Source organism: Adlercreutzia equolifaciens DSM 19450, assembly GCF_000478885.1.
Lineage (GTDB): Bacteria > Actinomycetota > Coriobacteriia > Coriobacteriales > Eggerthellaceae > Adlercreutzia > Adlercreutzia equolifaciens.
Window position 1 is genome coordinate 2093422 of sequence record NC_022567.1, and the last position, 26537, is coordinate 2119958.

Annotated in this window: 23 protein-coding genes; 9 read left to right on the forward strand and 14 right to left on the reverse strand. The window is 65.2% G+C overall.

What is annotated here, in order from left to right:
- Window positions 1–175 precede the first annotated feature (175 nt).
- The 3 genes from AEQU_RS08335 (at window position 176) to trhA (ending at window position 2388) form a co-directional block, all read left to right on the forward strand.
- Window positions 176–691: a ferritin gene (locus AEQU_RS08335; RefSeq protein ID WP_022740485.1), complete on the forward strand. Its 516-nt coding sequence runs from the start codon at window positions 176–178 to the stop codon at window positions 689–691.
- Between the two features lie 89 nt (window positions 692–780).
- Complete coding sequence (locus tag AEQU_RS08340; protein ID WP_022740486.1) at window positions 781–1626, forward strand: epoxyqueuosine reductase QueH; 846 nt, start codon at window positions 781–783, stop codon at window positions 1624–1626.
- Window positions 1627–1647: 21 nt separating this feature from the next.
- On the forward strand, window positions 1648–2388 hold the full coding sequence (trhA, locus tag AEQU_RS08345; protein ID WP_022740487.1) for a PAQR family membrane homeostasis protein TrhA: 741 nt from the start codon (window positions 1648–1650) through the stop codon (window positions 2386–2388).
- Between the two features lie 8 nt (window positions 2389–2396).
- Here trhA and AEQU_RS08350 read toward each other — a convergent pair whose 3' ends face one another.
- Window positions 2397–3233 (reverse strand): deoxyribonuclease IV, encoded by an 837-nt coding sequence (locus AEQU_RS08350; protein ID WP_022740488.1) that lies wholly within the window; start codon window positions 3231–3233, stop codon window positions 2397–2399.
- Window positions 3234–3664: 431 nt separating this feature from the next.
- On the opposite strand from AEQU_RS08350, the gene AEQU_RS08355 reads away from it, so the two are divergent.
- Entirely contained in the window at window positions 3665–4609 is a 945-nt protein-coding gene (locus tag AEQU_RS08355; protein ID WP_022740489.1) for an AEC family transporter, read from the forward strand.
- A 165-nt stretch (window positions 4610–4774) separates the two neighbouring features.
- Here AEQU_RS08355 and AEQU_RS08360 read toward each other — a convergent pair whose 3' ends face one another.
- Window positions 4775–5902, reverse strand: a complete 1128-nt coding sequence (locus AEQU_RS08360) for an aldo/keto reductase (protein WP_022740490.1) — start codon at window positions 5900–5902, stop codon at window positions 4775–4777.
- Between the two features lie 156 nt (window positions 5903–6058).
- On the reverse strand, window positions 6059–6367 hold the full coding sequence (locus AEQU_RS08365; protein ID WP_022740491.1) for a thioredoxin family protein: 309 nt from the start codon (window positions 6365–6367) through the stop codon (window positions 6059–6061).
- A gap of 290 nt (window positions 6368–6657) precedes the next feature.
- Between AEQU_RS08365 and amrA the strand changes: the two genes are divergently transcribed.
- Window positions 6658–8112: an AmmeMemoRadiSam system protein A gene (gene amrA, locus AEQU_RS08370; protein WP_022740492.1), complete on the forward strand. Its 1455-nt coding sequence runs from the start codon at window positions 6658–6660 to the stop codon at window positions 8110–8112.
- Here amrA and AEQU_RS08375 read toward each other — a convergent pair.
- The 4 genes from AEQU_RS08375 to AEQU_RS08390 all read right to left on the reverse strand — a co-directional run bounded on the left by AEQU_RS08375 (window position 8109) and on the right by AEQU_RS08390 (window position 13606).
- Complete coding sequence (locus AEQU_RS08375) at window positions 8109–9290, reverse strand: UDP-glucose--hexose-1-phosphate uridylyltransferase (protein ID WP_022740493.1); 1182 nt, start codon at window positions 9288–9290, stop codon at window positions 8109–8111. The two genes, amrA and AEQU_RS08375, sit on opposite strands and share 4 nt — an antisense overlap.
- A complete protein-coding gene (locus tag AEQU_RS08380) occupies window positions 9287–10699 on the reverse strand; it encodes a galactokinase (protein WP_022740494.1) in 1413 nt (470 codons plus the stop codon). The genes AEQU_RS08375 and AEQU_RS08380 overlap by 4 nt, the downstream gene beginning before the upstream one ends.
- Window positions 10674–12743 carry a glycoside hydrolase family 2 protein gene (locus AEQU_RS08385; RefSeq protein ID WP_022740495.1) on the reverse strand — a complete coding sequence of 690 codons (2070 nt, stop codon included), beginning with the start codon at window positions 12741–12743 and terminating at the stop codon, window positions 10674–10676. The genes AEQU_RS08380 and AEQU_RS08385 overlap by 26 nt, the downstream gene beginning before the upstream one ends.
- Window positions 12744–12967: 224 nt before the next feature.
- Window positions 12968–13606 (reverse strand): TetR/AcrR family transcriptional regulator, encoded by a 639-nt coding sequence (locus AEQU_RS08390; protein WP_022740496.1) that lies wholly within the window; start codon window positions 13604–13606, stop codon window positions 12968–12970.
- A gap of 321 nt (window positions 13607–13927) precedes the next feature.
- Here AEQU_RS08390 and AEQU_RS08395 point away from each other — a divergent pair, with 321 nt between their 5' ends.
- Window positions 13928–15031, forward strand: coding sequence for an endonuclease/exonuclease/phosphatase family protein (locus AEQU_RS08395; protein WP_022740497.1), 1104 nt, complete (start codon window positions 13928–13930; stop codon window positions 15029–15031).
- Window positions 15032–15079: 48 nt separating this feature from the next.
- Entirely contained in the window at window positions 15080–16798 is a 1719-nt protein-coding gene (locus AEQU_RS08400) for a response regulator transcription factor (protein WP_022740498.1), read from the forward strand.
- A 325-nt stretch (window positions 16799–17123) separates the two neighbouring features.
- Here the strand turns inward: AEQU_RS08400 and AEQU_RS08405 are convergent, their stop codons facing one another.
- The 4 genes from AEQU_RS08405 to AEQU_RS08420 all read right to left on the reverse strand — a co-directional run bounded on the left by AEQU_RS08405 (window position 17124) and on the right by AEQU_RS08420 (window position 20621).
- A complete protein-coding gene (locus AEQU_RS08405) occupies window positions 17124–18839 on the reverse strand; it encodes an FAD-dependent oxidoreductase (RefSeq protein ID WP_022740499.1) in 1716 nt (571 codons plus the stop codon).
- 292 nt (window positions 18840–19131) lie between these two features.
- A complete protein-coding gene (locus AEQU_RS08410) occupies window positions 19132–19686 on the reverse strand; it encodes a DJ-1 family glyoxalase III (RefSeq protein WP_041714652.1) in 555 nt (184 codons plus the stop codon).
- A gap of 198 nt (window positions 19687–19884) precedes the next feature.
- Window positions 19885–20313: a type II toxin-antitoxin system VapC family toxin gene (locus tag AEQU_RS08415; RefSeq protein ID WP_022740501.1), complete on the reverse strand. Its 429-nt coding sequence runs from the start codon at window positions 20311–20313 to the stop codon at window positions 19885–19887.
- A complete protein-coding gene (locus AEQU_RS08420) occupies window positions 20310–20621 on the reverse strand; it encodes a hypothetical protein (protein ID WP_022740502.1) in 312 nt (103 codons plus the stop codon). The genes AEQU_RS08415 and AEQU_RS08420 overlap by 4 nt, the downstream gene beginning before the upstream one ends.
- 307 nt (window positions 20622–20928) lie before the next feature.
- Here AEQU_RS08420 and AEQU_RS13050 point away from each other — a divergent pair, with 307 nt between their 5' ends.
- On the forward strand, window positions 20929–21279 hold the full coding sequence (locus AEQU_RS13050) for a DUF4143 domain-containing protein (protein WP_342341755.1): 351 nt from the start codon (window positions 20929–20931) through the stop codon (window positions 21277–21279).
- Between the two features lie 15 nt (window positions 21280–21294).
- On the opposite strand, the gene AEQU_RS08430 is transcribed toward AEQU_RS13050, so the two are convergent.
- From AEQU_RS08430 to AEQU_RS08440, 3 genes are read right to left on the reverse strand one after another with little or no spacing between them, the layout of a single operon-like run.
- The gene (locus AEQU_RS08430) at window positions 21295–22158 is read right to left on the reverse strand and encodes a TorD/DmsD family molecular chaperone (protein WP_022740504.1); all 864 of its coding nucleotides are present in this window, start codon (window positions 22156–22158) and stop codon (window positions 21295–21297) included.
- Window positions 22159–22218: 60 nt separating this feature from the next.
- A complete protein-coding gene (locus AEQU_RS08435) occupies window positions 22219–22794 on the reverse strand; it encodes a 4Fe-4S dicluster domain-containing protein (RefSeq protein WP_022740505.1) in 576 nt (191 codons plus the stop codon).
- Window positions 22795–22797: 3 nt separating this feature from the next.
- Window positions 22798–25647, reverse strand: coding sequence for a molybdopterin-containing oxidoreductase family protein (locus AEQU_RS08440; RefSeq protein ID WP_051353416.1), 2850 nt, complete (start codon window positions 25645–25647; stop codon window positions 22798–22800).
- Here AEQU_RS08440 and AEQU_RS08445 point away from each other — a divergent pair.
- A complete protein-coding gene (locus AEQU_RS08445; RefSeq protein ID WP_022740507.1) occupies window positions 25574–26476 on the forward strand; it encodes a LysR family transcriptional regulator in 903 nt (300 codons plus the stop codon). The genes AEQU_RS08440 and AEQU_RS08445 overlap by 74 nt on opposite strands.
- The last annotated feature ends 61 nt before the right edge of the window (window positions 26477–26537 follow it).

Genomic DNA, 26537 nt, shown 5'->3' on the forward strand with positions numbered 1-26537 from the left:
TAAAAGCGGGTTATTTGCATAGATTTGCCACGAAGATTAAGCGGTTTCGCGGTATCCTGTCATGCGGTTCACCAAGAAGCGTCGGCGTTCCCCGCCGGCTGCGCGGATGCGGGCCCCACGCTCAACGCCCCGTTGCGCCAGACGGCATCGCGCCGACCAACGAGAAAGGACAACTATGGACGCCAAGGTCTACGAGCTCATCAACGACCAGATCAACAAGGAGCTGTACTCCGCCTACCTGTACCTCTCCTTCGCCGACTACTATGAGGAGGAGGGCCTCTCGGGCTACGCCAACTACTTCGAGATCCAGGCTCAGGAAGAGCGCGACCACGCGATGATCTTCCGCAACTACCTGCACGAGAACGGCGAGGCTGTGAAGCTTCTGGCCATCGACCAGCCGGACAAGACCTTCGCGAACTTCCTGGAGCCGCTCGAGGCCGCCATGGAGCACGAGAAGTACGTGACCTCGCTCATCAACGACATCTATGCCGCCGCGCTCGAGGCCCACGACTACCGCGCCCAGAAGTTCCTCGGCTGGTTCATCGACGAGCAGCTGGAGGAAGAGGACAACGCCGACACCATGATCACCAACATGAAGTTGTTCGGAGGCGACCCGAAGGGCCTGTACGACCTCGACCAGGCCTGCGCCGCCCGCGTCTACACCGTGCCGAGCCCCCTGGCCGGCAAGTAGGCCTCGCAGCATATCGTTATAGACGAGTCGCCTTTTGCAGGCGGCTCGTTTTTTTTCACCGGCACATTGCCAGGCGACAATGTGCTAGCATGGGCGTCATGACAGAGACCACGAAAACCGATTCAGCTATGCAGCCTGCGCCCGAGAACGAGGACAGGCTTCTTCTGCACGCCTGCTGCGGACCGTGCTCTTTGGAGCCGGTCCGCATTTTGCGCTCGGAGGGCGTCGATCCCGTCGTGTTCTACGCGAACTCGAACATCCACCCCGCCGAGGAATACGCGCGCCGGCTGGCCACCCTGCGCGAATGGGCCGCGGGCGCTGGGCTGGAAGTCGTGGAAGGCGTCTACGACCCCGAGGCCTGGGAGACCACCGCCGGCCGCATCGGCAATGCCGCCGATGCCAAGTTCGGCGTGATCACGAACGAGGAAGGCGACCTCGAAGGCGACGCCTCCCCCGCCCGCGCGGCGCGGGAGGCCCGCTGCCGGGCCTGCTACCGCCTGCGCTTCGAGGAGGCCGCCCGCTACGCCCGCGAGCACGGGTACTCCGCCCTGGGCACCACGCTTTCCGTGAGCCCCTACCAGTACACCCGCATCATCCGCGAGGAACTTCAGCGCGCCTGCGCCCGCGAGGGCATCGAGGCCCGCTTCGCCGACTACCGCCCCTTCTACGACGAGGCCACCCGCCGCTCCCGCGAGGGCGGCATGTACCGCCAGAACTACTGCGGCTGCCGCTTCTCCGACGCCGAGGCCGCCGCCGAGCGCGAGGAGCGCCGCGCCGCCCGCAGGGCCGCCCGCGCGGCCGAGCTTGCGGCCCACGCCGACGAGCGCGCTGCCGCCGAAGCCGAACGCGCCCGCACCCGCGCCGAGAAGCAGGCCTACGCCGACAAGCAGGCCAAAAAGCGCGCCATCTTGAAGGCTCTGCGCGAGCAGCAGTAGCTCATACCCAAAGGAGTCATCGTGCCCAACATTCGTCTAGCCCACCCCGAACTTTCCCCCAACGCCGCCGCGGCGGCGGCCAAGGTGTCGCCCGAGATTCGGGAGCTTCTGCGGCGCCACGGGAAGAAAAGCGTCCGCGAGTACACCTTGGGCGAGGAGATCTTCAACGCCGTCACCCATGGCGTAGGGGCGGGCCTGGCCGTGGCGGCCCTCGTGCTTCTCATCGTGAAGTCGGTGTCAGATGGCGGCGGCATCCTATTGGCGGCGGCCCTCGTCTACGGCATCGCGCAACTGCTGGAGTACCTCATGTCCACGCTGTACCACGCGCTGGCAGCAGAACGCGCCAAACGCGTGTTCAAAGTGCTCGACCATTCCGGCATCTACCTGCTCATCGCCGGTACCTACACCCCTTACTGCCTCATCACCTTGGGACATGTGGGCGGCGTCTGGCTCGCCGCCTTCGTCTGGGCCGTCTCACTTGTCGGCATCGCCTTTGAAGCCTTCTGGACCTACCGTCCCCGTTGGATATCGGCCGTGCTTTACGTGGCGCTCGGCTGGTCCATCGTGTTCTTCATCCCGACGCTGTTCGCCGAGCTGGCCCCCGCAGGCTTCTGGCTCTTAGTTGCCGGCGGCATCAGCTATACCGTGGGCGCCGTGTTCTACATCTTCAAAAAGGTGCGTTACATGCACTCGATTTTTCACCTGTTCGTGCTGGCCGCCAGCTGCCTGCAGTTCTTTAGCGTGTACTTCTTCGTGATTTAACGCGGCAGCTACTCGGCATGCGCTGCCCGCAGGGCGGCGATTTCGCGGCCCCAGCCGGAAAGGTCGTCCTGGGGCGTTTCCAAGAAGAAGGGCAGATCGCGCAGGGCCGGGTGGTTCGTCACAGCGGCGAGCGCATCAAAGCCGATGCAGCCCTCGCCGATGGGGGCGTGGCGGTCCTTGTGGGCACCGAGCGGGTTCTTCGAGTCGTTCAAGTGGATGGCGCGCAAACGGTCGAGCCCGATGACGCGGTCGAACTCTTCCAGCACGCCGTCCAAGTCGCCGACGATGTCGTAGCCGCTGTCCCACGCATGGCAGGTGTCCAGGCACACCCCCACTTTCTTGTTCAGTTCCACGGCGTCGATGATAGCGGCCAGCTCTTCGAAGCGACCGCCGACCTCCGTGCCCTTGCCCGCCATGGTTTCCAAAAGCAGCGTGGTGGACTGTTCCGGCGCGAGCACTTGGTTCAGCGCGTCGGCGATGAGCGCGATGCCCGTCTCGGCGCCCTGGCCCACATGGCAGCCCGGATGCATGTTGTACAGCTGGCCGGGGGTGTTTTCCATACGCATGAGGTCGTCGGTTAAGAGCTCGATGGCGAACTGCCGCGTCTCGGGCTTGGCCGCTGCCGGGTTCATGGTGTAGGGCGCATGGGCCAGAAACGTCGTGATGCCGTGGGCGGCAGCGAACTCGTGAAATGCGGCTACATCGGCCGGATCGATGGCCTTGGCCTTGCCGCCGCGCGGATTGCGCGTGAAGAATTGGAACGTGTTTCCGTCGATGGAGGCCGCATCCTGGGCCATCTTCAGATACCCCTTGGCGCTGGACAAATGACAACCGATGGTGAACACGGGCTCATCCTTTCGACGAAGCTAACGCAGCGCTGGCCAGTATACGCCAACGAGCCGCATCGTCGCGCGCTTTCCAGAAAACCCGTAGCCTCTACAACGCGAGGACGCGATGTCGGAACCGCAATGCGCGTCGCGACATCCTCGCCCTCGCCTGCGAGACAATCCGAAGTCCAAATTTGGGCAAGAATTTCGAGTTGTTAGACATTTCGATTCATTCAGCACCTGCCAGTAGCGCCGAAAACACTGAAAGAAGCCGCATCCGATGCCTGAAGAGACCCAAATCGTTCCATAAATCCATTTGCCGCACCCTTGAAAGTCTAACAACTCGATTTTTTTGCCACAATCTATCCTGCAAATTGCTCGAGAAGACCGACGAGGGTCGCAAAGGATCGAGCGAGCGTTCCGCAATCGGAGAAAGAGAGCTTCGCCCTATGACCGCGGGCATGATCGGCATATTTCAAGAGATCGTCACGCTGTTCGTCATCGTGGGGGTAGGTTACGCCGCGAAGAGGCTGCGCTTCATGAACGACGAGTTCGACCGCATGCTTTCAAAGCTGGTCATCAACATCGCGCTGCCGGGCATGATTTTGGGCTCGGTGCTCACGGCCACCGAGCTGCCCACGCAAACGGAAGTGTGGTTGTGCCTGGGGCTTTCCGTGGCGAGCAACCTCGTCATGTTCGCCGTGGCCTACGCCTTCACGCTGCTTATGCGCATCCCCGACGGACATCGGGGCGTGTACCGGTTCATGCTCTGCTTCGGCAACGTCGGGTTCATCGGGTATCCGGTGCTCTCGGCCGTCTTCGGCCCCGACGCCCTCGTGTACGCCGCCGTGTTCAACCTGCCCTTCAACTTCTTCGTATTCACCGTGGGCGCGTGGTTTCTCACCCAGGACACCGACGGCGACGTGAAGGTGCAAACCACCTGGCGCACCTTCGTCACACCGGTCATGCTGTCATGCGTGGCGGCCGTGCTTCTCACGCTAGGCGGCATCCACTACGCGCCGATTCTGGGGGATGCGCTGAACACGCTCGGCTCCATCACCACGCCGGCGGCGCTGCTCATCATCGGCTCGTCGCTGGCGAACCTGCCGGTGCGCGACCTCATCGGCGGCCCGCGTCTTTGGACCTGCTCGGTGTTCCGTCTGCTCGTGATGCCGGCCATCATCTGGGCCGTCTTCCACGCATTCGTGCCGGCGGGACTCATGTTCTCGGTGGCCGTGGTGCTGGCGGGAATGCCCGTGGCCACCAACGGCACCATGCTCTGCTACCAGTATGGCGGCAACTCCCGCGTCATGGCCCAGGGAACCTTCGTCACCACCGTGCTGGCTATAGCGAGCATCCCCATTCTGGCAGGGTTTGTGGGTGCGGTGATGTAACGACACGCAAGCGAGCCTCCGCTCCCGCTAACCGAAGGCGAAAGCTCGCTGTCAACGCTTCCCGGACTTGATGTAGAATCTTTTCGGTGGCGCCTATAGCGCTGCCTCCAAGCGCCGGGGGTTGTCCCCCGGCACCTTTTGTATTTGGGACGGAGCGGCGCTCCCCTATCCCTCGAAGTGCTCTACGGCTTCGGCGAGGTGGTCGATGATGTCGATGGACTGGGGGCACATGGCCTCGCAGGTGCCGCACTGGATGCACTTCGAAGCGGGCCCCTCGGCGGCCTGCCAAGAGTAGAGGCCCTTGACGAATTCGTTGTCCTCGGTAGTGCGCTCCAGGTTCAGCAGGTTCATGGCAATGGGGATCTTCACGCCCTCGGGGCAGTCCTTCACGCAGTAGCCGCAGTTCGTGCACGGAATGAGGTCCACGCTGCGCAGGGCCGCGATGGCACCGTCGATGGCGCCGCGCTCCTCATCCGTCAGCGGCTTACGGGTCTGGAAGGTGCGCATGTTGTCCTGCATCTGCTCGAGCGTGGAGGCGCCGGCGAGCACCGTGAGCACGCCCGGCAGATCGAGGCAGTAACGGTAGGCCCAGCTGGCCTGGCTCGCATCCGGATCAGCGGCGGCGAGCACCGCAGCACCGCGCTCGGGCAGATTCGCCAGGCGTCCGCCACGCACCGGCTCCATGATGATGACTGGCTTGCCGTGGGCCGCGGCCACTTCCATGCAGCGCGCCGACTGGGTGACCGGGTCGTCCCAATCCAGATAGTTCACCTGCAGCTGCACGAAGTCCACCTCGGGGTGCGCCGTCAGAATCTCATCGAGCGTCTCGGGGCCGTCGTGCATGGAGAAGCCGACGTGACCCACGAGCCCGTCGGCCTTCGCCTTCGCCACGTAGTTCCACATGTCGTACTCGTCGAACTTGACCGTGCGCGCGCCACCCAGGTTGTGCAGCAGGTAGTAGTCGATGTAGTCGACCCCCAGCCGCTCAAGGGAGGTGGGCAGGCACGCCTGGGCCTCCTCCTTGCTGGCGCAGGCCCAGGCCAGGCACTTCGTGGCCAGGGTATAGGCGTCGCGCGGGTAGCGCTCCACGAGCGCCTCGCGCAGAGCCGTCTCAGAGGCGCCGTCGTGGTAGACGAAGGCGGTGTCCACATAGGTGCCGCCCTTGGCGATGAACTCGTCCACCATGGCCTTCAGCTGCTCGATGTCGATGGCCGTCACATCATCGGGATCAGTCAGGGGCAGGCGCATGGCGCCGAAGCCGAGCTTGGCCACGCCGTCATAAGATGCGGTCATGAATTCTCCTCTCAATCATTGATACGGAGAATAGTAAAGATTGGAGTCGGCTCTAAGTCAAGACAAACCTCCCGAGACCTTAACGGAAGGCAGAGATGATCTTACAAAAGGCCGCTCACCTTCGAGGCAAGCGGCCCTCCTTGAACAGCGCGGATGCTAGGCGACCAGCTCCATCAACCGCTCTTCGGTCTGCTCGCCCACCAGGGTTTCGGCAAGCTGGCCGTTCACGAACAGGACAAAGGACGGAAAGCCGTTGGGCGCGTAAGTTTTGGCAAGGTCGGGCGACCGGTCGACGTCAACCTGGTAGACCACGGCCTGGCCCTGGACACGCTCGGCCACATCGTTGATGATGGGCATCATGCGCTGGCAGTGCGGGCACCAGGTGGCGAAGAACTCGACGAGCACGTTACCGCTCGATTTCAGAACCTTCTCGTCGAAGTTGCCCTCGTTCAGAATCTCGATCATGATGGCTCTCCTTTGCTGGAATGAGTTCGCAGTCAGATGCGTCCCCTATTGTGGTCCCACGGTACGCCGGGGCCGCCTACGCGACGGTTCTGTTGTCGCCGCGCGACTGATTGTTGCCCGTTCGTTGGAAGACGGCGAATACAATCCCGTGACGCTTTGGCAGTTCGGTGAGGAATACGGACGCGGTGGGTCATCATGAATGCAAGATCCATTGTCACGGGAAGATCCGCGCAAACACCCACACTGGCATTCGGCCCCCACGCGCTCTCCCGAAAAAGGAAGGTGACCCCATGGCCCTGCTCGCCGCCTACGCCGTGCCCCATCCGCCGCTCATCGTGCCCGCCGTCGGGCGCGGCCAGGAGACGGCCATCGCCGATACCATCGCCGCCTACCGCGAGGTCGCCCGACGCGTGGCCGCCCACCGGCCCGACCTTATCGTCATCACCTCGCCCCACGCGCCGCTCTACCGCGACGGGTTCTTCATCGCCGACACGCCGGAGGAAACTGGCTCGCTGGCCGCCTTCGGGCAGCCGGACGAGCGCGTGACGACCCGCACCGACCTTCCCTTCGCCAAGGACGTGGCCGCGCGCCTGCACCGCCGGGGCATTCCCTCGGCCGGTGCCCCGGCGTCCATGGCCGACATCGACCACGCCACCTTCGTGCCGCTCCATTTCTTGGAAGAGACCGTCGACCTGGGCTCGGTGGCCGTGGTGCGCATGGGGCTCTCGGGGCTTTCCGAGGCCGACCACCGCTTCCTGGGCCGGGCCATTGCCGAGGCCGCCCGCTCCTTGAACCGCCGCTGCGTGCTTGTCGCAAGCGGGGACATGTCCCACAAGCTGAAGGAGGACGGCCCCTACGGGTTCGCCCCGGAAGGACCCGAGTTCGACCGCATCGTGACCGAGCTTTTTGCCCATGGGAATTTGGAAGGCCTGTTCGGCCTGGACGCCGCCCTCTGCGATGGTGCCGCCGAGTGCGGGCTGCGCTCCTTCCAGATCATGGCCGGCGCCCTGGAGGCGACCGGCGAGCCTTTCGCTTCCGAGCTCTTAAGTTACGAGGGGCCCTTCGGCGTGGGCTACGCCGTGGCCGCCTTCGAAATCGAGGACGCGCCCGAGAGCACCGAAGAGGAAGCGGCGTCCGAAATCGTGCGGGAAGAGGATCGCGAGATCGGCGGCACCCCCGGCGGTTCGCCGGCCTGGCCGCCGCATCCCGGAGACGACCCGATTGTGGCCCTTGCCCGGGCGAGCGTGGAGTCCATCGTCGCGCAGGGCACCGTCTTCCCCCTTCCCGCCGACGCACCCGAGGAGCTGACCGGCCGGCGCGCCGGGGCCTTCGTGAGCCTGCACGAGCACGGGCAGCTGCGCGGCTGCATCGGCACCATCGCGCCGGTGCGCAAAAGCCTCGCCGAGGAGGTCATCAGAAACGGCGTGGCGGCGGCCACCGAGGACCCGCGCTTCGCCCCCGTGCGCCCCGAGGAGCTCCCCTTCCTCGACTATTCCGTGGACGTGCTCGGCGAGCCGAAGCCCGTTAGCAACCTGGAACAGCTCGACCCTGCGCGCTACGGCGTCATCGTGACCCGCGGACATCGCCGGGGCCTTCTGCTTCCCGATTTGGAAGGCGTCGACACCGTCTTCGACCAGATTGCCATCGCCAAGCAGAAAGCGGGCATCCGGCCGGATGAGCAGGTGCACCTCGAACGCTTCGAGGTCGTCCGCCACACCGCCGGCGGTAAGCCGCGGCGTTCCTAGATAGTCGCGAGGAAGGCTTCCCAGCCGCGGCGGCCGGCGGCATCGTCTTTGAAGACGCCCGTGGCCACGAGAATCTCGTAGAAGGCACGGCTGCATTCGTCCTTGATAGCAGGCAGTTCGGCTGCCAGGCGCGCGGGGAGGATGGCGCGGCCCATGATCTCGATGAGGCCGATGTTCTCCTTCTTAATGTGGAAGAGCCGCTCCGGCACGTGGAAAAGCCCGAAGGGGTGCTCCGGCGTCGTGCGGTTGTTGCGCAGTACGAGATCCATCACGTAGTCGTCGCCCTCGCGCCACAGGATGGGATTCGCCGTGTTGTGCTGTACGAAACGCGCGGGCGAGGCCAGGGCGCCTGAAGCGCTCACGGCGCCTTCGCGGCCGTCGTCCGGGACGAGCGAAAAGGCCCGAATATCGCATTCCTCGAAGCTGAAGGGACGCCAGGCATCCAGGACGCGGCAGGCCGCTTCAGCGAGAAGCCGCCGGTCGCAGCTGCGCAGTCGCACCACGGACGCGGGCCAGCGCACGATGCCGGCCTCCACGCCTTCCAAGCCTTCGATGGAAAACGCGCGCGCAATCGGCGCATTCATCAACGGGAAGCGGTGACCGCCACCTTGGAAATGGTCGTGCCCCAGAAGTGAACCGCCGACGATGGGCAGATCGGCGTTGGAACCGATGAACCACCGCGGGTAGGCGTCCGAGAAATCGAGCAGCCGCGCGATGGTGCCGTGATCGATGGCCATGGGGCGGTGCTCGCGCGACGCCACGATGAGGTGCTCGGGGAAGTAGCCGTAGGGAGAGAACCACCAGGCCCAGGGCTCGCCGCCGAGGGCGATTTCGGTCACGGGCGCGCCCGAGCGCCGCAGGTGCGCCGGGCCGTCTTCCCCCAACGCCTCCCAGCACAAGTCGCAGGACGTCGGGACAGAGGGAGCCCCTTCCCTCGCGTCGCCCTCCACCGTTGCCGCCGCAGCCTCGCCTTCCCCAGCGGGCGTCGCCTCAAGCGCCGCGCCACCGAGGGTTGCCCCCGCTGCAGCGGCGATATCCCACGGGTCCTTTTCGGGCTTGGCCAGGTTGATGGTGATCTCCAGCGGCCCCGCCGGAGAACTGTATGTCCAGAAAGGATTGCCGCGCTCGTCCACGGCATACTCCGAGGCACCTTCCACGCCTCTTGCGACTCCGCTCACGACAGCCGCCTCGCCAGCACGCCGGGGCCGCCCACGACCACCTCGCGACAGGCACGGTAGCCGAGCAGCTTGTCCATCGTCTCCGTGAAGTCGGCGACCTCGGCTCGGGGCACGAGTGCCAGCACCGAGCCGCCGAAGCCGCCGCCGTGGATGCGCCAGGCGCCCTCTTCGCTGAGCAGGTGCGCGCACAGCCCCTGGATGAGCATGGCCGGCTGGCGCTCCCCGGAGCCGGTATCGCGCGGGGACACGTTCTGCAAAAACTGGGCCGACGAGGCCCCCGACAGGCGCACGCACTTCAGAAACAGCGGGAAATCCCCCGCCTCCAGAGCCTCACGCTGCCGATCGACCCGGGCCACCTCGTCGAAGTAGTGCAGCGCCCGCATGGCGCGCCCGTCGCCCAGCGCCGCGCGAACATCCTGCAGGTTCGCGAGCAGCACGTCCGCGGTCGTGTCTCCCAGACGCGCGACGCCCAGGTGGTTGGCCACCATGCGCATGTCGGCGGGTACGGAGGCGAACTCCTCGGTGTGCACCGAGTGGACCTGGCGCGAATCGATGAGCACCACAGCGTAGCCGACGCCCGTCGCGTCGAAGGCAAGCGGCGTCACCCGGGGCACCGCCGACGCAAAATCGAGCAGCACCGTGCCGCCGCAGGCACTGGCCAGCTGGTCCTGAGCACCGCAGGGCTTGCCGAAGTAGCGCTGCTCGGCGGTAACGCCCGCCAGGGCCAGCGCCACGGGATTCAGGGGAACGAAGCAATCCCCCTCCCCTTCCGCAGCGTCCTGGCCCGGCGCCGGCGCTGGCACGCCCGCGAAGGGCCCGGGGCCGAACAGCCCCTCTAAAACGGCGCCCACCATCACTTCGAAGGCGGCCGAGGAGGACAGGCCGCAGCCGGCGGGCACTTCCGAGCAGGTGGCCAGGTCGAAACCGCGCAGCGCGCCGCCGGCCTCATCGTAAGCGGCCAGCATGCCGCGCAGAAGGGCGGCGGAGGACTGGGTCTCCACACCATGGGGTGCCCGCCAGTCCGCATCGTCCAAGTCGATCACATCGGTGCCGAAACCCTCCATGGCCACCCGCACCAGGCGTCCTCCGTTCTCGGCCGCCAGCCCCCACGTTCGCTCGCCGATGGCCGAGGAGATGACGCGGCCGCCCTGGTGGTCCACGTGGTTGCCCGCCACTTCCAGACGCCCCGGCGCCGAGGCGAACGCGAAAGAGCCCCGGTCCGCCACGGGCGCGAACCGGACGGCCGCGTCAGCGCTTCCATCGGCGCCTTCGTCGGGATTTCCGCCGGCGTCTCCTCCGGCGCCGTCGCCCGCCGACCCCGTCACGGGGAACACCTCGGCGAACCGCTCCCGCAGATGTGCCAACATGCGGTCGGCATCGGCATCACATCTCAGCGCTACCGCACTCATCGCCGTCCTCCTTCAGCTTGTTCACCCGCCGGTCGTAGGTAAGGATGCCGTTGCACTCCTCCTCCACGTCCGACAGCTGCGTGTATACATAGGCGGAAAGCCCCGCCCCCTCCAAAGCCGCCGCAGCGTCCAGCGTCCGATGCACCTCCGTGCGCCATTCGGCCGGCGTGTCGGTGGCCCCGTAGCCGTAGGTGCCCGCAAAGGCGCTGTGATCCGCCACGGCGTGAACCACCCCGCCGAATTCCGAAATCGCGAAGGCACGACCGCCCGCCAGCCGCGCGTAACCCGTCAGGTCGCGCCGGTCGCGGTAGACCGCAAGCGGACGGAAATAGTTGTGCACGCTCTGGAAGTCGCCCGCGCCCTGGTCATACCAGCCGCTCACGGCGTCGATGGGACGCGTCGGATCCAGCAGGTGAACCTCCTCGGCGCAGGCCAGGGCGTCGAACTGCCCCCAGCCCTCGTTGAACAGCACCCAGGTGACCACCGAGGGATGAGCGCGCAAGTGGGTCACCGTGCCGCGGCACTCCCGCAGCCATTGGCGCTGGTAGGCGTCGTCATCTGAACCGAGGCGCCGCTGATGGGATGCCGAGGTGTCCTCGTAGCCGTCCCAACTTCCGCGCCACAGCGTCGGCTTGTAGCTGGTTTCCCACCCGTCGTAAGCGCCGCCGCCCGACACCATGTCCTGCCACACCAGCATGCCGAGCCGATCGCAATGGTAGTACCAGCGGTCGGCCTCCACCTTCAAGTGCTTGCGCAGCATGTTGAAGCCGGCGTCCTTCATGGCCTGAATGTCGAAGGCGAGCGCCTCGTCGGAGGGAGCCGTCATGAGGCCGTCGGACCAGTAGCCCTGATCGAGCACCCCGCGCAGAAGCAGCGGCTCGCCGTTCAGGAAGAAGCGAAAGCGGCCGGCGCCGTCCGGAGCCACCTTCACCGTGCGGAAGGCGGTGTAGCTGCGCACCGCATCGGTGCCGAATCGCACGACGATATCGTAGAGGCACGGATCGTCGGGGCTCCAGCGGCGCACCTCGCCGAGATCGAGCCGCAAGCGCACGCGACGGGCCGGCCCCGCTTGCCCCGAGGATTCAACCCCCACCGGCACCGAGCCCTCTTCGGCGAAAGCGGCGCCGGCGCCCACCTGGCGGCCCGTCGGGTCGCAAACGTAGATGCGCACCAGGCCCGCGTCTCCGCTCACATCGACATCCGCCGTCAGAATGCCGGCATCGGCATCGGGATGCAGCGCCAGGGCCAGCACGCGGCGAGCGGGAACGACCTCCATCCACACCTGCTGCCAAATGCCGCTTTGGGCCGTGTACCAGATGCCGCCCGACTTGAGCCTCTGCTTGCCCCGCGGCTGGGTGCCCGCATCGCTCGGGTCGCGAACGCACAGGGCGACCACGAACTCCCGCGGCGGCGCCGGAGCCAAGTCGGCCGCCTCTTCGAGATCGGCCTTTCCCTCCCCGCAGGCGTCGCTTTTCGCGTCTCCGACACCTTCAACCGCCACGTCCCCAGTCACTGCTTCCACACCCTGGAAACGCGCTTCCGCACTCCCCTCGCCGGTCGTCTTCTCTGCCCGCAGCGCCTCGGTGATGTCGAAGGCAAACGGCAGATACCCGCCCTCGTGGGTGCCCACAACCTGGCCGTTCACGCAGCAGGCGCAGGCGAAGTCCACGGCCTCGAAATGCAGCAGGCAGCGCTCGCCCTCGCCCATGGCGGGGACGGGCACTCGGCGCACGTACCACAGGAGCTCGTCAGGCTGAAGCTGGCGACCCACCCCCGACAGCAGAGACTCGGGCGAGAAGGGCACGAGGATGCGCCCGTCGAACGCATCGGGCGGCCGCACGGTACGATGAGCTCCCATGGGAACGAAAGCGTAGTCCCACCAACCGTTGAGGGATATGAAGCGGTCGCGGGCGAATTGCGGGCGCGGGTGCTCGCCGCGCACGGTTTCCGGATCCAACGCCTCGCCCCAGCGCGTGAGCAGCGGACGGGCAGCGCCCGGATCGTGGTCGCGAGGCGCGCTCGCCAGCACTCGCTTGATGTCCATGGCCCCTCCTTCCCGCAATCGCGCACGGGCCCGCCGCTTACGCGGGCGGGCCCGTTACCTTACGAGTAAGATGATAGCCGATAGGCGGCGCGGCGCACAGATCGTAACCGATTCGCCATACCGCCGCGCAACGGCGGCGCGACGCAGGATCCGGCCGCGAAGAGCGCCAGAGCAGCTTGGCAAGATCGCCGACCTTCCAACCAGAAGCAGTGCGGAACCCCGAATTAGGCGAGCTCGCGGGCCTCCTCGGCCTGCTCGATGTTGAGCATGCGGGTGACGACGTCGATGAGCACCTCGTCCTCCACATCCGGATGCGAGCGCAGATAGCTCACCAGCCCCACGATGAGCACGTAGAACGTCTCGTACAGATGGTCGGACTGCTCGCCGTACTTCGTCTGCTCCACCATGGGGTGCGTCACCATGAACTCGGCGCCCTGGGCGGCGAAGCGATTGAGGAAATCCAGGTACAGCGCCGCATTCTCCTGGGTGGAAAGGGCCATGCGGAAGGTGTTCTTCTCGAACAGCACCATGCGCATGATCTTCACCATGGAGTGCAGCGATTCGTCGGTGGCCAGCGCCGTCTGGCTCTCGTGCCAGTGCTGCATGGCCTCCAGAAAATCGGTGATGTACTGGTCGAGCACGGCGCTCGTCACTTCTTCCTTGTTCTGGAAGTAGTGGTAGAACAGCGAGCGTGTCACGCCCACATGGTTGGTGATGTCCTGGATGGAGGTGCGGGCCAGGCCCTTCTCCTCGTACAGCTCGCGCGCGGCGACGACGATCTCCGCCGACCGCTTGGCCGTATCGTTGCTGCGGAGTACCTCGCGCGTCGCCACACCTCGGGTGCTCTTCTTGTTCGACTGCATGAGGGACCTCCTGTCTTTAAGCGCACCCAAGCGACCAACCCGCGAGAAGAAGGGTGCCAAAGGGAATGCTTGCTACCTGCGCAATCCGATGGAGCGTACCTTATAGCTTCCTCTAGCTTGTCGCTGTCGCGTCAGGTCTCTGTTACCTCCCTGTCATTATCTGGATACAGAGTGTTCAGATTCAAATCCAATGGTGAGTTTTTAGTCATCTAATGCGACTGCCTAACGATATGGTTAAGCTAGGGTATTCCACAATGACCCGTGTATCAGGGTGAAGTACAATGACCCAAATGGATTTTTCCCTCGTCAAAGGAGCCTTTTGTGGCCAAACGCATAATAACGGTTCTGCTCGCATTGCTCGGCGCGCTTCTGGCCGTGGCCCTTGTTTACGTCGCCTACGTCATGGTCACCTACAAGCGACTCCCCGACAATCTGGCGCTCACCGTGGACGCGCCTTTGGCTGCCGACGAGGCTGTGCCGGTCGTTTCCGCTGATGAGGAGTTCACCGTGGTGACAGCCAACCTCGGTTTCGGCGCTTACAACCGCGACTTCGACTTCTTCATGGACGGCGGCACAGGATCGGTGGCCGAAAGCCCGGAGGTGGTGCGCGAGGACATTCTCGGCTCGGCCGAGGCCATACGTGCGCTTTCGCCGGATTTCGTTCTCTTCCAAGAAGTGGACACAGACGGCACCCGCAGCCACCACATCGACGAGTACGAGCTTCTGCGCACCCAGTTCCCCAGCGACTGGTCGGTGTTCTGCCAGAACTACGACTCGGCCTTCCTCGCCTGGCCCCTCTACGCACCTCACGGCGCCAACCGCGCGGGGCTGGCCACGTTCTCGCGCCTGCCCGTGGGCGACCCGGTGCGCAAGAGCCTGCCCATTTCCGAAAGCTTCAGCAAGTTCCTCGACCTGGATCGCTGCTACTCCATCGTACGCGTGCCCACGGGCGACGCCGAGCTCGTGCTCTTCAACGTGCATCTGTCCGCCTACGGGGCCGACGCCTCCATCATGGCGGCCCAACGCGAGAAGCTCTACGAGGACATGACGGCCGAGCGGGCGGCGGGCAACTACGTCATCGCCGGCGGCGACTACAACCACGACATGATCGGCGTCTCCGGCGAGGTGTACGGCAACGCCGCCCAGGCCGTGGAAAGCTGGGCGAAGCCCTACGACTTCGATGGCGTGCCGGAGGGCTTCACGGTGGCCGCCAAGGCGAAGCTGGACGAGACGGGCACCGCCGCCTTCCCCGATGCCGCCACCTGCCGCGACGCCGGGCGCCCCTACGACGGCACCAACGACCGCTGGGTCATGGACACCTTCATCTACTCCGACAACGTGGAGTGCCTCGACTGCTCCACCGTGGACTTGGATTTCGCCTACTCCGACCACAACCCCGTCGCCATGAAGTTCAAGCTGCGGTAGCCTTCGCGCCATTCGCGCTACAATGAGGGGGATTGGAAAGGGAGGGCCGTGAAGGAACGCTTCGAAACATGGCTGGCGCCGCAGAACGACGAGCGCCGAGAGGTCGCGCCGCTGCGGCAGCTGGGATGGGCGTTTCTGCTCGCCTGGGTGTTCTGCGTGTTCTACACCAACGCCGCCGGCGTGCTGAGCGGGGACGAAATACCCGGCGGAGGCGGCGCTGCGGCTGGCGCGCCCTCCGGACCCTCTTCGATGGGCGCCGCGCTCTTCTACGCCGTGCTCCCCTTGGCCGCGTCGGTGGCGACCCTGGCGGCCATCGTGCTCGCCGAGCCGCGCATCGGCTCGCCCACAAGCCATCGCCCCCTCTTCGTCGTCGCCCCCGCCCTTACGGCCGCGAGCACTCCCTTCATGTTCGTCTCCGTCGCCGATCCAGGGCTGAACGCCCTGCTTTTCGGCATCGGCGCCGTGGCCACGGGCATCGGAAGCGCGCTTCTGTGGGCGATGTGGGGCGAGTACTACGCCGTCATCCCCCGCGATCGATCGGAATGGCTCGCGCCGGTTTCCGCGGTTTCCGCCGCCGTCATCGTGCTTCTGGTATCCGCCATGGATGGCTGGGTGCCCGTCGCCGTCGCCGCGGCGCTCCCGCTTTTGTCCGGCCTATGCTTCCATCTCGCGTGGACCCCAGAAGCCGCCCGCACCGAAGAGGCGCTCGCAACCGCGCATCGCTTCGCAACCGAGCGTCGCTCCCCTTTGGCGGGACTCGGGCGCACGGGGGTCGGCATCCTCGTCGTTTTCTCTATCGTGAGCATCGCGGGCATGATGAGCGCGGAGCGGGTGGAAGGCATCCCCCTTCAAGCCATCTTGCTGTTCAGCGCGCTCATGATGGCCGTGGTAGCGGCCATGGCCGTATCGGGACCGCGCCGCATATCCCTGTTCTTCCTCTACCGCTGGATATGCCCCACCCTGGTCATCGGATTTGCGGCCATCATCCTGTTCGGGCAGGCCGGCGCCCTTGTTGCCGTGGCCGCATCGCTTGGAGGCCGTTTCACCTTCTGCCTGATCGCCCAGATCTACTTCGCCAACTACGCTGCCGCCGGCCGCGCGACCCCCGCCCAGGCCTCCAGCTTGGGGTGGCTGTTCGTGCATGCGGGCGACCTTCTGGGCCTCGTTTTGTGGATCGTTCTCGAACCGCTGATGTTGGCACAGCCGGCGGGGCTCACCGCGGTGAGCGTGGGGTGCATCGTCGTTCTCGTGACGGTCACCATGGCCGTCATGGGCGAGACCTCCACATTCCTGCGCATCCCCGAGCACAGGGCAGCGACCCCGGCGAAGGAGAGCACCGGCGCAAAGCCATCAGGTGCGACGATTGCCGGCATGAAAACCCGCACCTCCTGCGCTCCCGAGGGCACCTCGGCCGAGATCGCCGCATCCGGGGTCGACTCTCCGATAGAGGCTCCGACAGCCCAAGAAGCTACGTCCGAATCAGGCGCACCGCAGCTGGACGCGCGGCAGGCAGCTACCCCGCCGATCGACGCCGACGCGCCCGGCGAGGCGCACGGCGCGGCGCGCATCGACGAGATCGCCCGAGAGGCCGGTCTCACGCCTCGTGAGGCAGAGGTGTTCGCGCTGCTCGCCCAGGGCCGCTCCATCCCCTACATCCGCGATGAGCTCATCATCAGCCGCGAGACAGCGGCCACCCACGCCAAGCATATCTACGCGAAACTGGGCGTCCACTCCCGCCAAGAACTCATCGACCTCGTGCGGCGATAACGAGCTCATCCTAGCGACTCTATAGCCACAGCCCCTATCGTCGCAACATGAACTCCAATGAGCCCCAAACACTCTGAAATGTGCAAAATGGCACACTTCTCGTAGTCTTCGAGTCCGTCAACTGTTACACGGACGCTCTTCACCTGGGAAAATGCCACCACCTTTCCCTGAGCAGAGACCTGACGCATAAATACAGCTACGAGAAGTGCCCCATTTTGCACAAACCGCTGCACCCGTTCCATAAAAACGGGCTCCCCCGAAGGGGAGCCCTGAGATCGCCTGCTGAAGGGAGGGTTGGCAGGCTCGGGAAAAGCGAGCGGTCGCCCTATTCCACACCCAAGGCGTGCTTGGCGGCGATGCGGGCGAAGGTGGCCGTGCGGCCAGCGTTGATGCCCGTGAAGTTGCTCGGGTAGTTGTGCGGATAGAAGCCGCCCTGGTCGTTGCCGCAAACGTACAGGCCCTCGATGGGCGTGCCGTCGTTCTTGAGCGGACGCGAGTTCACGTCGGTGATGACGCCGTGAATGGTCACCAGCAGCTCGCCGCCAATGCGCGCCGCGTAGAAGGGCGCGGTCTCCACGTCGGACAGACGGTAGGCCGGTTTGCCGAAATCGGTGTCCTCGCCTGCGGCCACCAGGCCGTTGTAGCGCTCCACCGTCGCCAGGAACGTGGCCTTCTGGTCGGCGTCGAACTCCATCATGTCGGCCAGCGCCTCTAAGGTGTCGGCCTTCTTCAGCGTGCCGGCCTCCAGGCGCGGGTTCAGCCAGAACTCGTCCAGGTGCTCCTTGGACATGGCCTCGCAGTCGTACACGTCGGCGTTGAAGGCAGTGCCGGAGGGCGCCGGGTACAGACGGGAGCAGCCGCAGGTGTCGAACTGGGCGATGTCATCCCAGTAGTTGCCGTCCCAGACGATCCAGCTGTAGTGCTTCGGCTGGTTGGCGCCGGCGGCGTAGCTCATGGGGTAGCATTGATCCTCGTTCATGAAGCGCTCGCCGTTCACGTTTACGTGCAGGAAGGGCTGGCTGCCGGGCAAGAAGATGTCGCCGCCCATGCGGTCCTCGTTGAACTCGAAGCCGTCGGGCAGGATGGCGCGGTTCCAGATCATGCAGGCGCCGCCGGCCTCAAGCTCGGCTCCGGCCCACAGCGCCATGCGGATGCCGTCGCCGGTCTCGGTCACCGAATCGCGCAGGGCGCACCAGGCCGAGTTGCCCGGAGCCAGATCGGCCAGCATCTCGTTGTTGGCGCCGTAGCCGCCGGTGCAGATGATGACGCCCTTGGCGGCGTTCACCTGGATAAAGCCCTCCTTGCCCTCGGCCACCACGCCAGTCACGCGGCCAGACTCGTCAATGACGAGCTGTTGGGCCGGGCACTCAAAGCGGATCTCGCCGCCAAGATCCTCGGTGAACACGTCGCGCATCACTTCCAGGTGCGCATAGGAGTTGTAGTTCGGGCCGTCCGGGTTGTACTCGCCGATGCAGGGGTTGTAGCACATGGCCGGGTAGTAGGCGTGCGGGTCGTCCGGGCAATGCCATTCGAAGGGGAAGAGCATGCCCTTGGGGCCCAGTGTGTCGGCCATCCACTCGATCATCTCGCCGGACTTCTCGGCCCAGGTCTTGTACATGAGCATGTTCGCGTCGCCGGCCTGGGTCTGGTTGGCGTGGTTCAAAAGCGTCGGCACGTCTTCCTGATGGTCGGGGGCGAGCTTGGAATTCAGAGCGCCGATGGCCTCGCGAGCGGCGGCGATGGCGCCGGCCTTCTCCAGCACGACCACCTTCGCGCCGTTCTGGGCCGCGGTGGTGGCGGCCACAAGACCCCCGTTGCCCGCGCCCACGACCACGATGTCGGCATCGACGGTTTCCACGAATTCCGTGGGCATCTCCGGCTTGTCGCGCCAGCTTGTCGCGGCCGCAGCCCCGGTGTCGGCGGTCTTCGTGCCGCCCTCGGCCGCGGGAGTCGGTGCGCAGCCCGCAAGGCCCATGGCGGCCAGGGCGCCGGCCGCGGCGGCACCGGTCAGAAATCCACGACGGGAAAGATTGGTTTCCATTGCATCCTCCTAAAGACGGTTCGCGCCCGGCCCTCCCTTACGTGAACCGGCACGCATCCGGCCCTCCCATAAGCGAACCGAACGAGACGCATCTTAAGCGGAATGCAATAGGCTGCACATCGCCCGCATTCGGGTATTCACCCAGCGGTCACCTGGTAAAACATAAAATATACCCGAGAATGGGTGAGAAGGTTTCGACCCGAAACGCACGACGGGCGAAGAGGTTGCGCTTCCTGCGCCGCCCCTTCGCCCGCCGCCGCGCAACCCTCGTCGCGCTATGGCAATGCGATGATTATTTCAGCAGCATTCCCGAAGCCACATCATCGGCGACCTTATCGCCTTCCAGCGTGCGCAGGATCTGGATGCCGAAGGGCAGCGCCGTGCCGGGGCCCGTGGCGGTGATGAGGTTGCCGTCGACGAAGACGTCCTTGCCCGCCTGATAGACGCCCGCCGGCCAACCCTCCTCGCAGCCGGGGTAGCACACGGCCGCCCGGCCGGAAAGCAGCCCCGCGTTGGCGAGCACCATAGGCCCGGCGCAGATGGCGGCCACGTACTCACCGGCCTCCATGCGGCGGCGCAGCTCGGCCACGACGCGGGTGCTCTTGCCCAGGTTGTCCACGCCCACCGAGCCGCCAGGCACGATGGCGATATCGAACTGCGTCAGATCAAGAGTGGAAAGCGGCGCGTCGGCCTGAAGCGTCACCGCCTGAGCCGCCCGCACGGTGAGATCGTCGGACACGGCGGCCAACACCACATCCACCCCGCCGCGCCGCAGCGCGTCCACCGGAGCCGTCACTTCCACTGGCTCACACCCGTTCGCTACAAACACCACTGCCGACTTCGCCATGATTCGTCCTTTCAAGAAAGTTGCTCTTTGATACATCGTAAGAAGCCAATGATCGGTGTCCATTCTAGTGCAGCCGAAAAGCTTCGCGCCCGCGCTCCCGGAAGAACGTTACCGGTACGATGCGGAAGGGCGCAAGCAACCGAGAATCGACCTTCGCCCCTACCCCAGCAGCTGCCGCGCACGGGTGCGCTCCGCGCCCTACAGAGCGACGACCTCCGTACCACGCTCTTTGATGAACTCGAGAGGGCTCATGCGGCGTATGCCCAGATCGCGGAAGGCACCGTCATCTCTTGTGACGATGCACTCGATTTGCTCGATCTCTGCCGCTGCCGCTATGAGACCATCCTCATAGTCGGGACGCTCCAACGGAAGGGCACATCGACAGACCGCTTCGTCAACAGCGATAGGGCGAGCAAGCTCAAGCATGCGCTCGACCGATTCGTAGGCAGCATCGGCGCTCTTCAAGCGCTCCACGAGAAAGAAGACGTCCTTCAGGGAAGTGGCGACCACGCAGAGATCATCGTCCTCGTCGATGCAGTCGTAAAGCGCCGTCAAAGACGCTTCCCAGAAGCCCTCGCGACTCAAAATAATGTCGAGCCACACGTTGGTGTCGAAAAGGACCTTCATGACAGCACCTCGTAGCGAGACAGCAAAGCCTGAAACCTCAAGTCGGAAAGCGCATCGTCGCTAAGGGTCGCCCCTTCGGTTGCCAGCCCCACGAGACCGCGCGCGACCTCGCGCTTGCGTCGGCGCTCCGCCGTCTCGTCACACTTGCATTCCCGCACCAAGAAGCTAGGAACTTCGCGCGTCCGGGCCATGGACGACCACAGCCCGCGGATTGCCTCCGTCGTCGATATCCCGTTGTCGCGAAGCACCTTGTCGCCCCGCTCCTTAACCGTCGCATTCAAGCGCGCATTGATGGTAGCCTGAGCCATAACAACCTCCTTGCCGTACCCATCATACTTGATGCATTATGGTAATGCAATCATAACTTGAATCGAACGGGCGTATTCAGAAGCATCTCTCCGCGCCAGTGGGCCGAAGGCCACGACAACCTCCGCTTCGTATGGGAGCAGGAGAAGAAGAACGGCTAGCCGATCTGCTCGGCCTCGCCCGGGGGCCACTCTCGCCGAGGCCAACGGCGCACCACGGTAATATCTCCCATTACGTCCTGATTTGTGTAAGTTCTAACACTTTTACGTCCTTGTTTTTGCGATTTCTCTCACTTTTACGTCCTTGTTTTTGTATAGTCGCAGAAAAGACGGACGAGGAGCCCTTTTCGAGGAATTCAAAGGGGCGCTCACCGAGCAGTACGCGTGCCAAGAGCTTATAGCAAGCTGTGGGCTTGTCCCCTATTACTGGTCTGCCGAGAACTCCCAGGGAGAAGTGGACTTCCTCGTGCAGTCAGCAGGTACCGTCTACGCCATCGAGGTGAAAGCCGAGGAGAACCTGCGCGCCAAGAGCCTGCGCAGCTTCAAGGAGAAGTACCCGGAAGTTCAGGCCCGGCGCTTCTCGCTTTCCGACTACCGCGAGCAAGACTGGCTCACCAACGTCCCTCTCTACCTGATGGGGAACACGGGACTTTGGCTGTAGCGACGAGGCTACTCTTTAGACCGATATGCTCACCAGCTCGTGGTCTTCGATGCCGAAGGGATGCAGGCGGGCAAGGGCCGCCAGGGCATCGGACACCTCGGCGAAGGCGGCGGCCTCGGGGCTGCCCGGAAGGGCGCCGAGACCCCCGGGGATCATCTCGCCGCAGACGTCGCGCGCCTCCTCGGCCCAGCAGGCGGCCTCCGAGAGCAGCACGGCATCGTTGCGAACGAAGGCGGCCAGCGCCTCGATCATCTGCGGGTAGAGCACCGCCGTCTTCGAGCGGCGCGCGCAGCGGGCGAAATCGTCCACCCAGGTGAGCATATGGTCGCGCACGAAGGCCTCCTCGCCGCGCAGGGACACGGCCAAGGCGCCCACGTTCCCCGCGCGCAACTCGGCGAGAGAGCGCTCGGCCTCATGGGCCATAAAGCCGCACATGGTGGCTATATGGTCGTCGGGAATGCGCATGAGACGCGCAAGCTGAAGCCCGTGCTCGCGAAAGATGGCGCGCACGGCCAGGGTGTTCTCCTGGAAGACGGCCGCATCCTTCGTGCGGTAGGGCGATTCCATCGGCTGGCAGGGCAGCTCGCCCGGGCCGATGAACAGGCGCGTGTACTCGTCGCGGGCCTGCTCGGTCAGCACCGCGCCATCGACGCATTCTCCGAGGTTTTCCAAAAAGCGCCCGAGCCCCTTCATGGAAGGATCATCGCCGGCGTATTCCTCCACCACATCGCGGGTGGTCTCCGACAGCACGCATGCCACCACAGCCGCATCCGGCGTACCGCCGAACAGCTTGTGGAACAGCGTGTACAAATACGTGCGAGACAGAAGCAGCGCCTCCAGGTCGATGGACTCGCGACGCATGTTGACGACATCGGTCATGATGGTTCCCTCCTCTAGCAAAAGGGGCGGCCGCACCGACCGCCCCAGCAGCATTCGCGTTTACAGAACGACCGGGTTGAAGTCCTCGAGCAGGGCCCCGCGGCTGGCGCCGATGAGGATGTTCGGGGTCGTCGTGGCGGCCGGTTCGGTGCAGGGCAGCTCGCTCACGGCATCGGGATGGGCGGCGCGCAAATCGTCCATTTCGCCGAACTCGATGGCGCGCATGGGGCACGCCTCCACGCACACCGGCTCATGGCCCGCCTCGCGCAGCGCCCGGCAGGTGTCGCACTTCTGGACGATCTTGTCCTCCTCGATGAACTGCGGCGCACCATAGGGACACGAGTTCACGCAGGTCTGGCAACCGATGCAGGCCTCGTCGTCGTGCTGCACCGTGCCGTCATCGTCCTTGTACATGGCGCCCGTGGGGCAATTCGCCACGCAGGCCGGACTCTCGCAGTGGTTGCAGGAGAGGTTCAGGTGGAACATGGCCACCTCCGGGTACGTCCCGCATTCGAAGGTGTCCACCCGGCGCAGGCGGGGGCCCGCCACCTGGATGTCGCGACGATCCTTGCAGGCCACCTGGCAGGTCTTGCAGCCGATGCAGCTGGCCAGGTCAACGTAAAATCCCAAGCTCATGACTTAAGCCTCCTGTCCGTTGTCGGCACCGGGCACCATATAGGCGGCCGTGCCCTCAGCATCTATACCCGCGGCCAGAAACGGCCCGCGCTCGAAGTCTTCCACCAACGGCTCGCCGTCGTACTTCTCGATCTCGATGAGCAGGCTGTTGTAGCCGTCCACCTGGGGGAAGTAGTTCGACTGCAGGCCATCGGAGAGCATCTGCTCGCTGCCGCCGCGGTCGATGATGTTCTCGGGGTCGGACTCGTCGAACACCGAGTGCACACCGTGGGGAATGCCCACCACGCCGGGCATGTAGCCCTGCATGGGCTGGGCGATTCTCAGCATGCTGCCGAAATCGTTGAAACAGCGCACCGTGTCGCCGGCTTTGATGCCACGGGCCTCGGCGTCTTCCACGCTCATGAACACCGGGTTGCGGAAGGCCTCCTGGGTCCAGGTCATGTTGTCGTAGCAGGTGTGGGCGCGGCGCATGTAGTGCGGCGTGTAGGCCTGCAGCGGGTAGGCGCCCTTCTCCTTGGCCTCCCAGTTGGCGAATGTCTCCTGGTAGCCGCGGCGCGGCACGAAGTAGTTCGCGTAGGGCTTGATGGGTTCGTCGTTCAAGCCGATGCGGTTCACGTTGTCGGCCTTGTACTGGCAGTAGATCTCCAGCTTGCCGGACACCGACGGGCGCGGCCATGCGGTGTCGGCCACGACGACCGACTCGCCGTCTTCGCCAATGCCCAGCTTGTCATCACGGTAGCCCACGTAGTTGCGCGGATCGCCCTCCGAGCGCTCCACCACGTAGCTTCCGTCGGCCATGAACTGGTCGAAGGCGACCTTGCCCTCTTGGGCCGGGTAGCTCGCGTGGTACTTCTCGTTGTCGGCCTCGGTCCAGGTGATGACTGGCTCCCACTTCGTGGCGTCCTCATTCAGCACGCGCATGCCGAGGAAGTAGCCGAGCCACTGATCGTAGTTGCTCTTCGGGTAGGCGTCATCCGGGTTGTACCCCATGCGCTCGATGATCTCGCGGAAGACGCGCTTCTCCTCGCGGGCCTCGTACATCGGCTTCACCAGGGGCTTCCAAGCGAGCAGGGCGTCCTTGCACTGCTTCTGGCCGTTGCCGTCGCCGAAGGGGCTCGGCCAGGACAGCTCGCCCCAGCTCTCGTCGTCGTTGCCCTCCCAGTGGGTGCACACCGGCAGGATGATGTCGGCGAACTGAGCCGTGAGCGAGAACTTGATCTCGAAGGACACGCAGGTGTCGGCGGCGCGCATCACCTTGATGGCCGTGGACAGGTTGCCGCGCGTCTGCATAAAGTTCGAGTTCGTCTGCACGAGCAGGCGTGGGTTCACCGGCATCTCGCGGGCCTCGTGGTAGACCGGCGTGTTGGCGCGCAGCTTCGTCGGGTCGCCCACCACGTCGCTGGAGCCGAGGTCGTAGGGGCCTTCCGAGGAGGACAGGTACTTGCCGTCGGCCAGCGAGCTCCACCAGGAATTGCCCTCGATGTTGCGGTTGGGGCCCGTGGCGGCGGGGCTGCCCACCAGGTTGTCCACGTAGCCGTAGTCGCCGCCGACGTGCTGGATGAGCCGGTAGCCCGAGTCGCCCGCGTCCCATGTGTAGATGGCCGCCGAGCCGTGGCCGCTCTTGCCGAAGTGCCCGCCTAAAGCCGACACCGTCATGAAGGCCTGGGAGAGGTTCTCGGCGCCCAGGTAGCGGGACGCGGCGTAGCTGTGCAGGAACATGACGGCGTTGTTCTTGCCGGCCATCTCGGCGTACCAAGTGATGTCCTCGACCGGCGTGCCGCAGATTTCCGTCGCCCATTCCGGCGTCTTCGGCGTGTTGTCGTAGGCGCCCAGAAGGTAGTCGCGGAAGTTCTCGTCGGTGGTGGCGTCGGCGGGCATCGTCTCCGGCGTGAAGCCCACGGTGCGCTCGTTCACGAAGTTCCAATCGATGATGTCGCCGCGCTCCTCGTCGAGGCGCACCATCTCGTAGGCCACAGCCAGAAGGAAGGCCGTGTCGGTGCCGGGGCGCACGCGGATCCAGCGGGCGTCCATGGCGGCGGCGGTGGCGTTGTAGTCGGGGCCGACGAACACGAACTTGACCCCGGCCTTCTGCGCGTTCTTCAGCCAATACATGGAGGAGTGCTGCGACCAGGCCGGATTGCAGCCGTACAGCACGATGGCGTCGGCGTTGGGCAGATCGTACTTGTCCGGCGCCATCATGAGGTCGGGATGGTCGCCGTGGGAGTACATGCCCAGCGCCTCCGTTTGGAAGGCCCAGCAGCCGAAGGACTCGCACTCGGTGTTGTACACTGCGCCGCCGATGACCGGGAACATGGCGGAGCCGGGGGCCCAGCGCCAGCCGTTGCAGACGACGGCGTCCTGGCCGTACTCCGCGTAGACGCGCTTCAGCTCGTCGGTCACGAGGGTCAGTGCCTCATCCCAGCTGATGCGCTCCCACTCGTCCTTGCCGCGCAGCTCGCCGTGAGCGTTCTCGCCGCCGCCCGGCTGCCAGCTCTTGCGCTTCATGGGGTACTTGATGCGGTCGGCGTTGTACACCTGCTGGCGCAGGGAGCGCCCGCGCAGGCAGCCGCGCTGCTGGGGGCAGTCGAAACTGTCCGCATGGGAGTCGTCGGTCTTCTGGCGCACCACGACGCCGTCCACCACGTACCCCATGTTCAGGCACATCTGGTTGCAGTTCTGGTGGCAATGGATGGGCATCCACTCGCCCTTGCCCTCGATGATGGCGGCGTCGCTGGCCACCTGATGGGTCGTCGCGCCGGCACTCCCGCCGGTCTCGGCCATGTCGGTGGCCGTGCTCGGCGCGCAGCCCGCAAGCCCGGCCGCCGCCGTGGCGGCCAAGTCATTGCACGTCACCCAGCCGACGCTCTCGCGCCAGCTGGCCGCCTTGGAAGACGAGCTGGGGCACCTTCTGTACCAGCGCAACCGCAAGGGCATCGAGCTCACCGAGCAGGGCGTCATCCTGCGCCGCTACGCCGAATCCATCCTCGCTTTGGCCGACAAAGCCGAGGAGGAGATCGCCCTTCCCACCCATTCCATCGCCGGCAAGGTGCACATCGCCGCCGGCGAGACCCAGGCCATGGAGCTTGTCGCCGAGGCCATGAAGCGCACGAGCGCCGCCTACCCCGGCATCACCTTCGAGCTGTACAGCGGCACCTCGGCCGACCTCATGGACAACTTCGTCCGCGGCTTCTACGACTTCCTTCTGGAATGCGAGCTGCGCAGCCATGTGGACATGCACACCTTGCGCCTACCCCACACCGACACGTGGGGTCTCCTTGTCCGCCGCGACAACCCCCTGGCAGCAAAGGCGGCCGTCATGTCCGAGGACCTGCTGGGCCAGCCGCTCATCAGCTCGCGCCAAGGCGTGAAGGTGGGCGTGCTCGGCCAATGGCTGGGAGACTTGGCCGACGAGATGGACGTGCGCGCCACCTACAACCTGCCACTGAACGCCAAGTTCCTCGTGCGGCAGGGCATCGGCAGCGCGTTCACCTATCGCGGCCTGTTCGAGGCCAACGAGCTGAGCGACTTGGCTTTCGTACCGCTGTCCCCCACCCTGGAATCCACCCAGGGCCTCGTCTGGCGCAAGACCCTCCCCACCCGCCAAGCCCAAGCTTTTTTGGATACGTTGAAGGGCCTCTGCGCCGAGCGCGATTTCGAAAATCCGCCGGCAGATGCCAGTTGAGGGCAGAAATGGCGCGACGCGCCTTCCCAACGCCGGCCATTTCAAGGTTGAACTGGCATTT

What these genes read in the sequence shown, in the direction of transcription:
- AEQU_RS08335 (WP_022740485.1), top strand. Translation starts at nt 176, where the DNA reads ATGGACGCCAAGGTCTACGAGCTCATCAACGACCAGATCAACAAGGAG.
- AEQU_RS08340 (WP_022740486.1), top strand. Translation starts at nt 781, where the DNA reads ATGGGCGTCATGACAGAGACCACGAAAACCGATTCAGCTATGCAGCCT.
- AEQU_RS08355 (WP_022740489.1), top strand. Translation starts at nt 3,665, where the DNA reads ATGACCGCGGGCATGATCGGCATATTTCAAGAGATCGTCACGCTGTTC.
- AEQU_RS08360 (WP_022740490.1), bottom strand. Translation starts at nt 5,902, where the DNA reads ATGACCGCATCTTATGACGGCGTGGCCAAGCTCGGCTTCGGCGCCATG.
- AEQU_RS08365 (WP_022740491.1), bottom strand. Translation starts at nt 6,367, where the DNA reads ATGATCGAGATTCTGAACGAGGGCAACTTCGACGAGAAGGTTCTGAAA.
- amrA (WP_022740492.1), top strand. Translation starts at nt 6,658, where the DNA reads ATGGCCCTGCTCGCCGCCTACGCCGTGCCCCATCCGCCGCTCATCGTG.
- AEQU_RS08380 (WP_022740494.1), bottom strand. Translation starts at nt 10,699, where the DNA reads ATGAGTGCGGTAGCGCTGAGATGTGATGCCGATGCCGACCGCATGTTG.
- AEQU_RS08385 (WP_022740495.1), bottom strand. Translation starts at nt 12,743, where the DNA reads ATGGACATCAAGCGAGTGCTGGCGAGCGCGCCTCGCGACCACGATCCG.
- AEQU_RS08390 (WP_022740496.1), bottom strand. Translation starts at nt 13,606, where the DNA reads ATGCAGTCGAACAAGAAGAGCACCCGAGGTGTGGCGACGCGCGAGGTA.
- AEQU_RS08405 (WP_022740499.1), bottom strand. Translation starts at nt 18,839, where the DNA reads ATGGAAACCAATCTTTCCCGTCGTGGATTTCTGACCGGTGCCGCCGCG.
- AEQU_RS08410 (WP_041714652.1), bottom strand. Translation starts at nt 19,686, where the DNA reads ATGGCGAAGTCGGCAGTGGTGTTTGTAGCGAACGGGTGTGAGCCAGTG.
- AEQU_RS08415 (WP_022740501.1), bottom strand. Translation starts at nt 20,313, where the DNA reads ATGAAGGTCCTTTTCGACACCAACGTGTGGCTCGACATTATTTTGAGT.
- AEQU_RS08420 (WP_022740502.1), bottom strand. Translation starts at nt 20,621, where the DNA reads ATGGCTCAGGCTACCATCAATGCGCGCTTGAATGCGACGGTTAAGGAG.
- AEQU_RS08430 (WP_022740504.1), bottom strand. Translation starts at nt 22,158, where the DNA reads ATGACCGATGTCGTCAACATGCGTCGCGAGTCCATCGACCTGGAGGCG.
- AEQU_RS08435 (WP_022740505.1), bottom strand. Translation starts at nt 22,794, where the DNA reads ATGAGCTTGGGATTTTACGTTGACCTGGCCAGCTGCATCGGCTGCAAG.
- AEQU_RS08445 (WP_022740507.1), top strand. Translation starts at nt 25,574, where the DNA reads ATGTCGGTGGCCGTGCTCGGCGCGCAGCCCGCAAGCCCGGCCGCCGCC.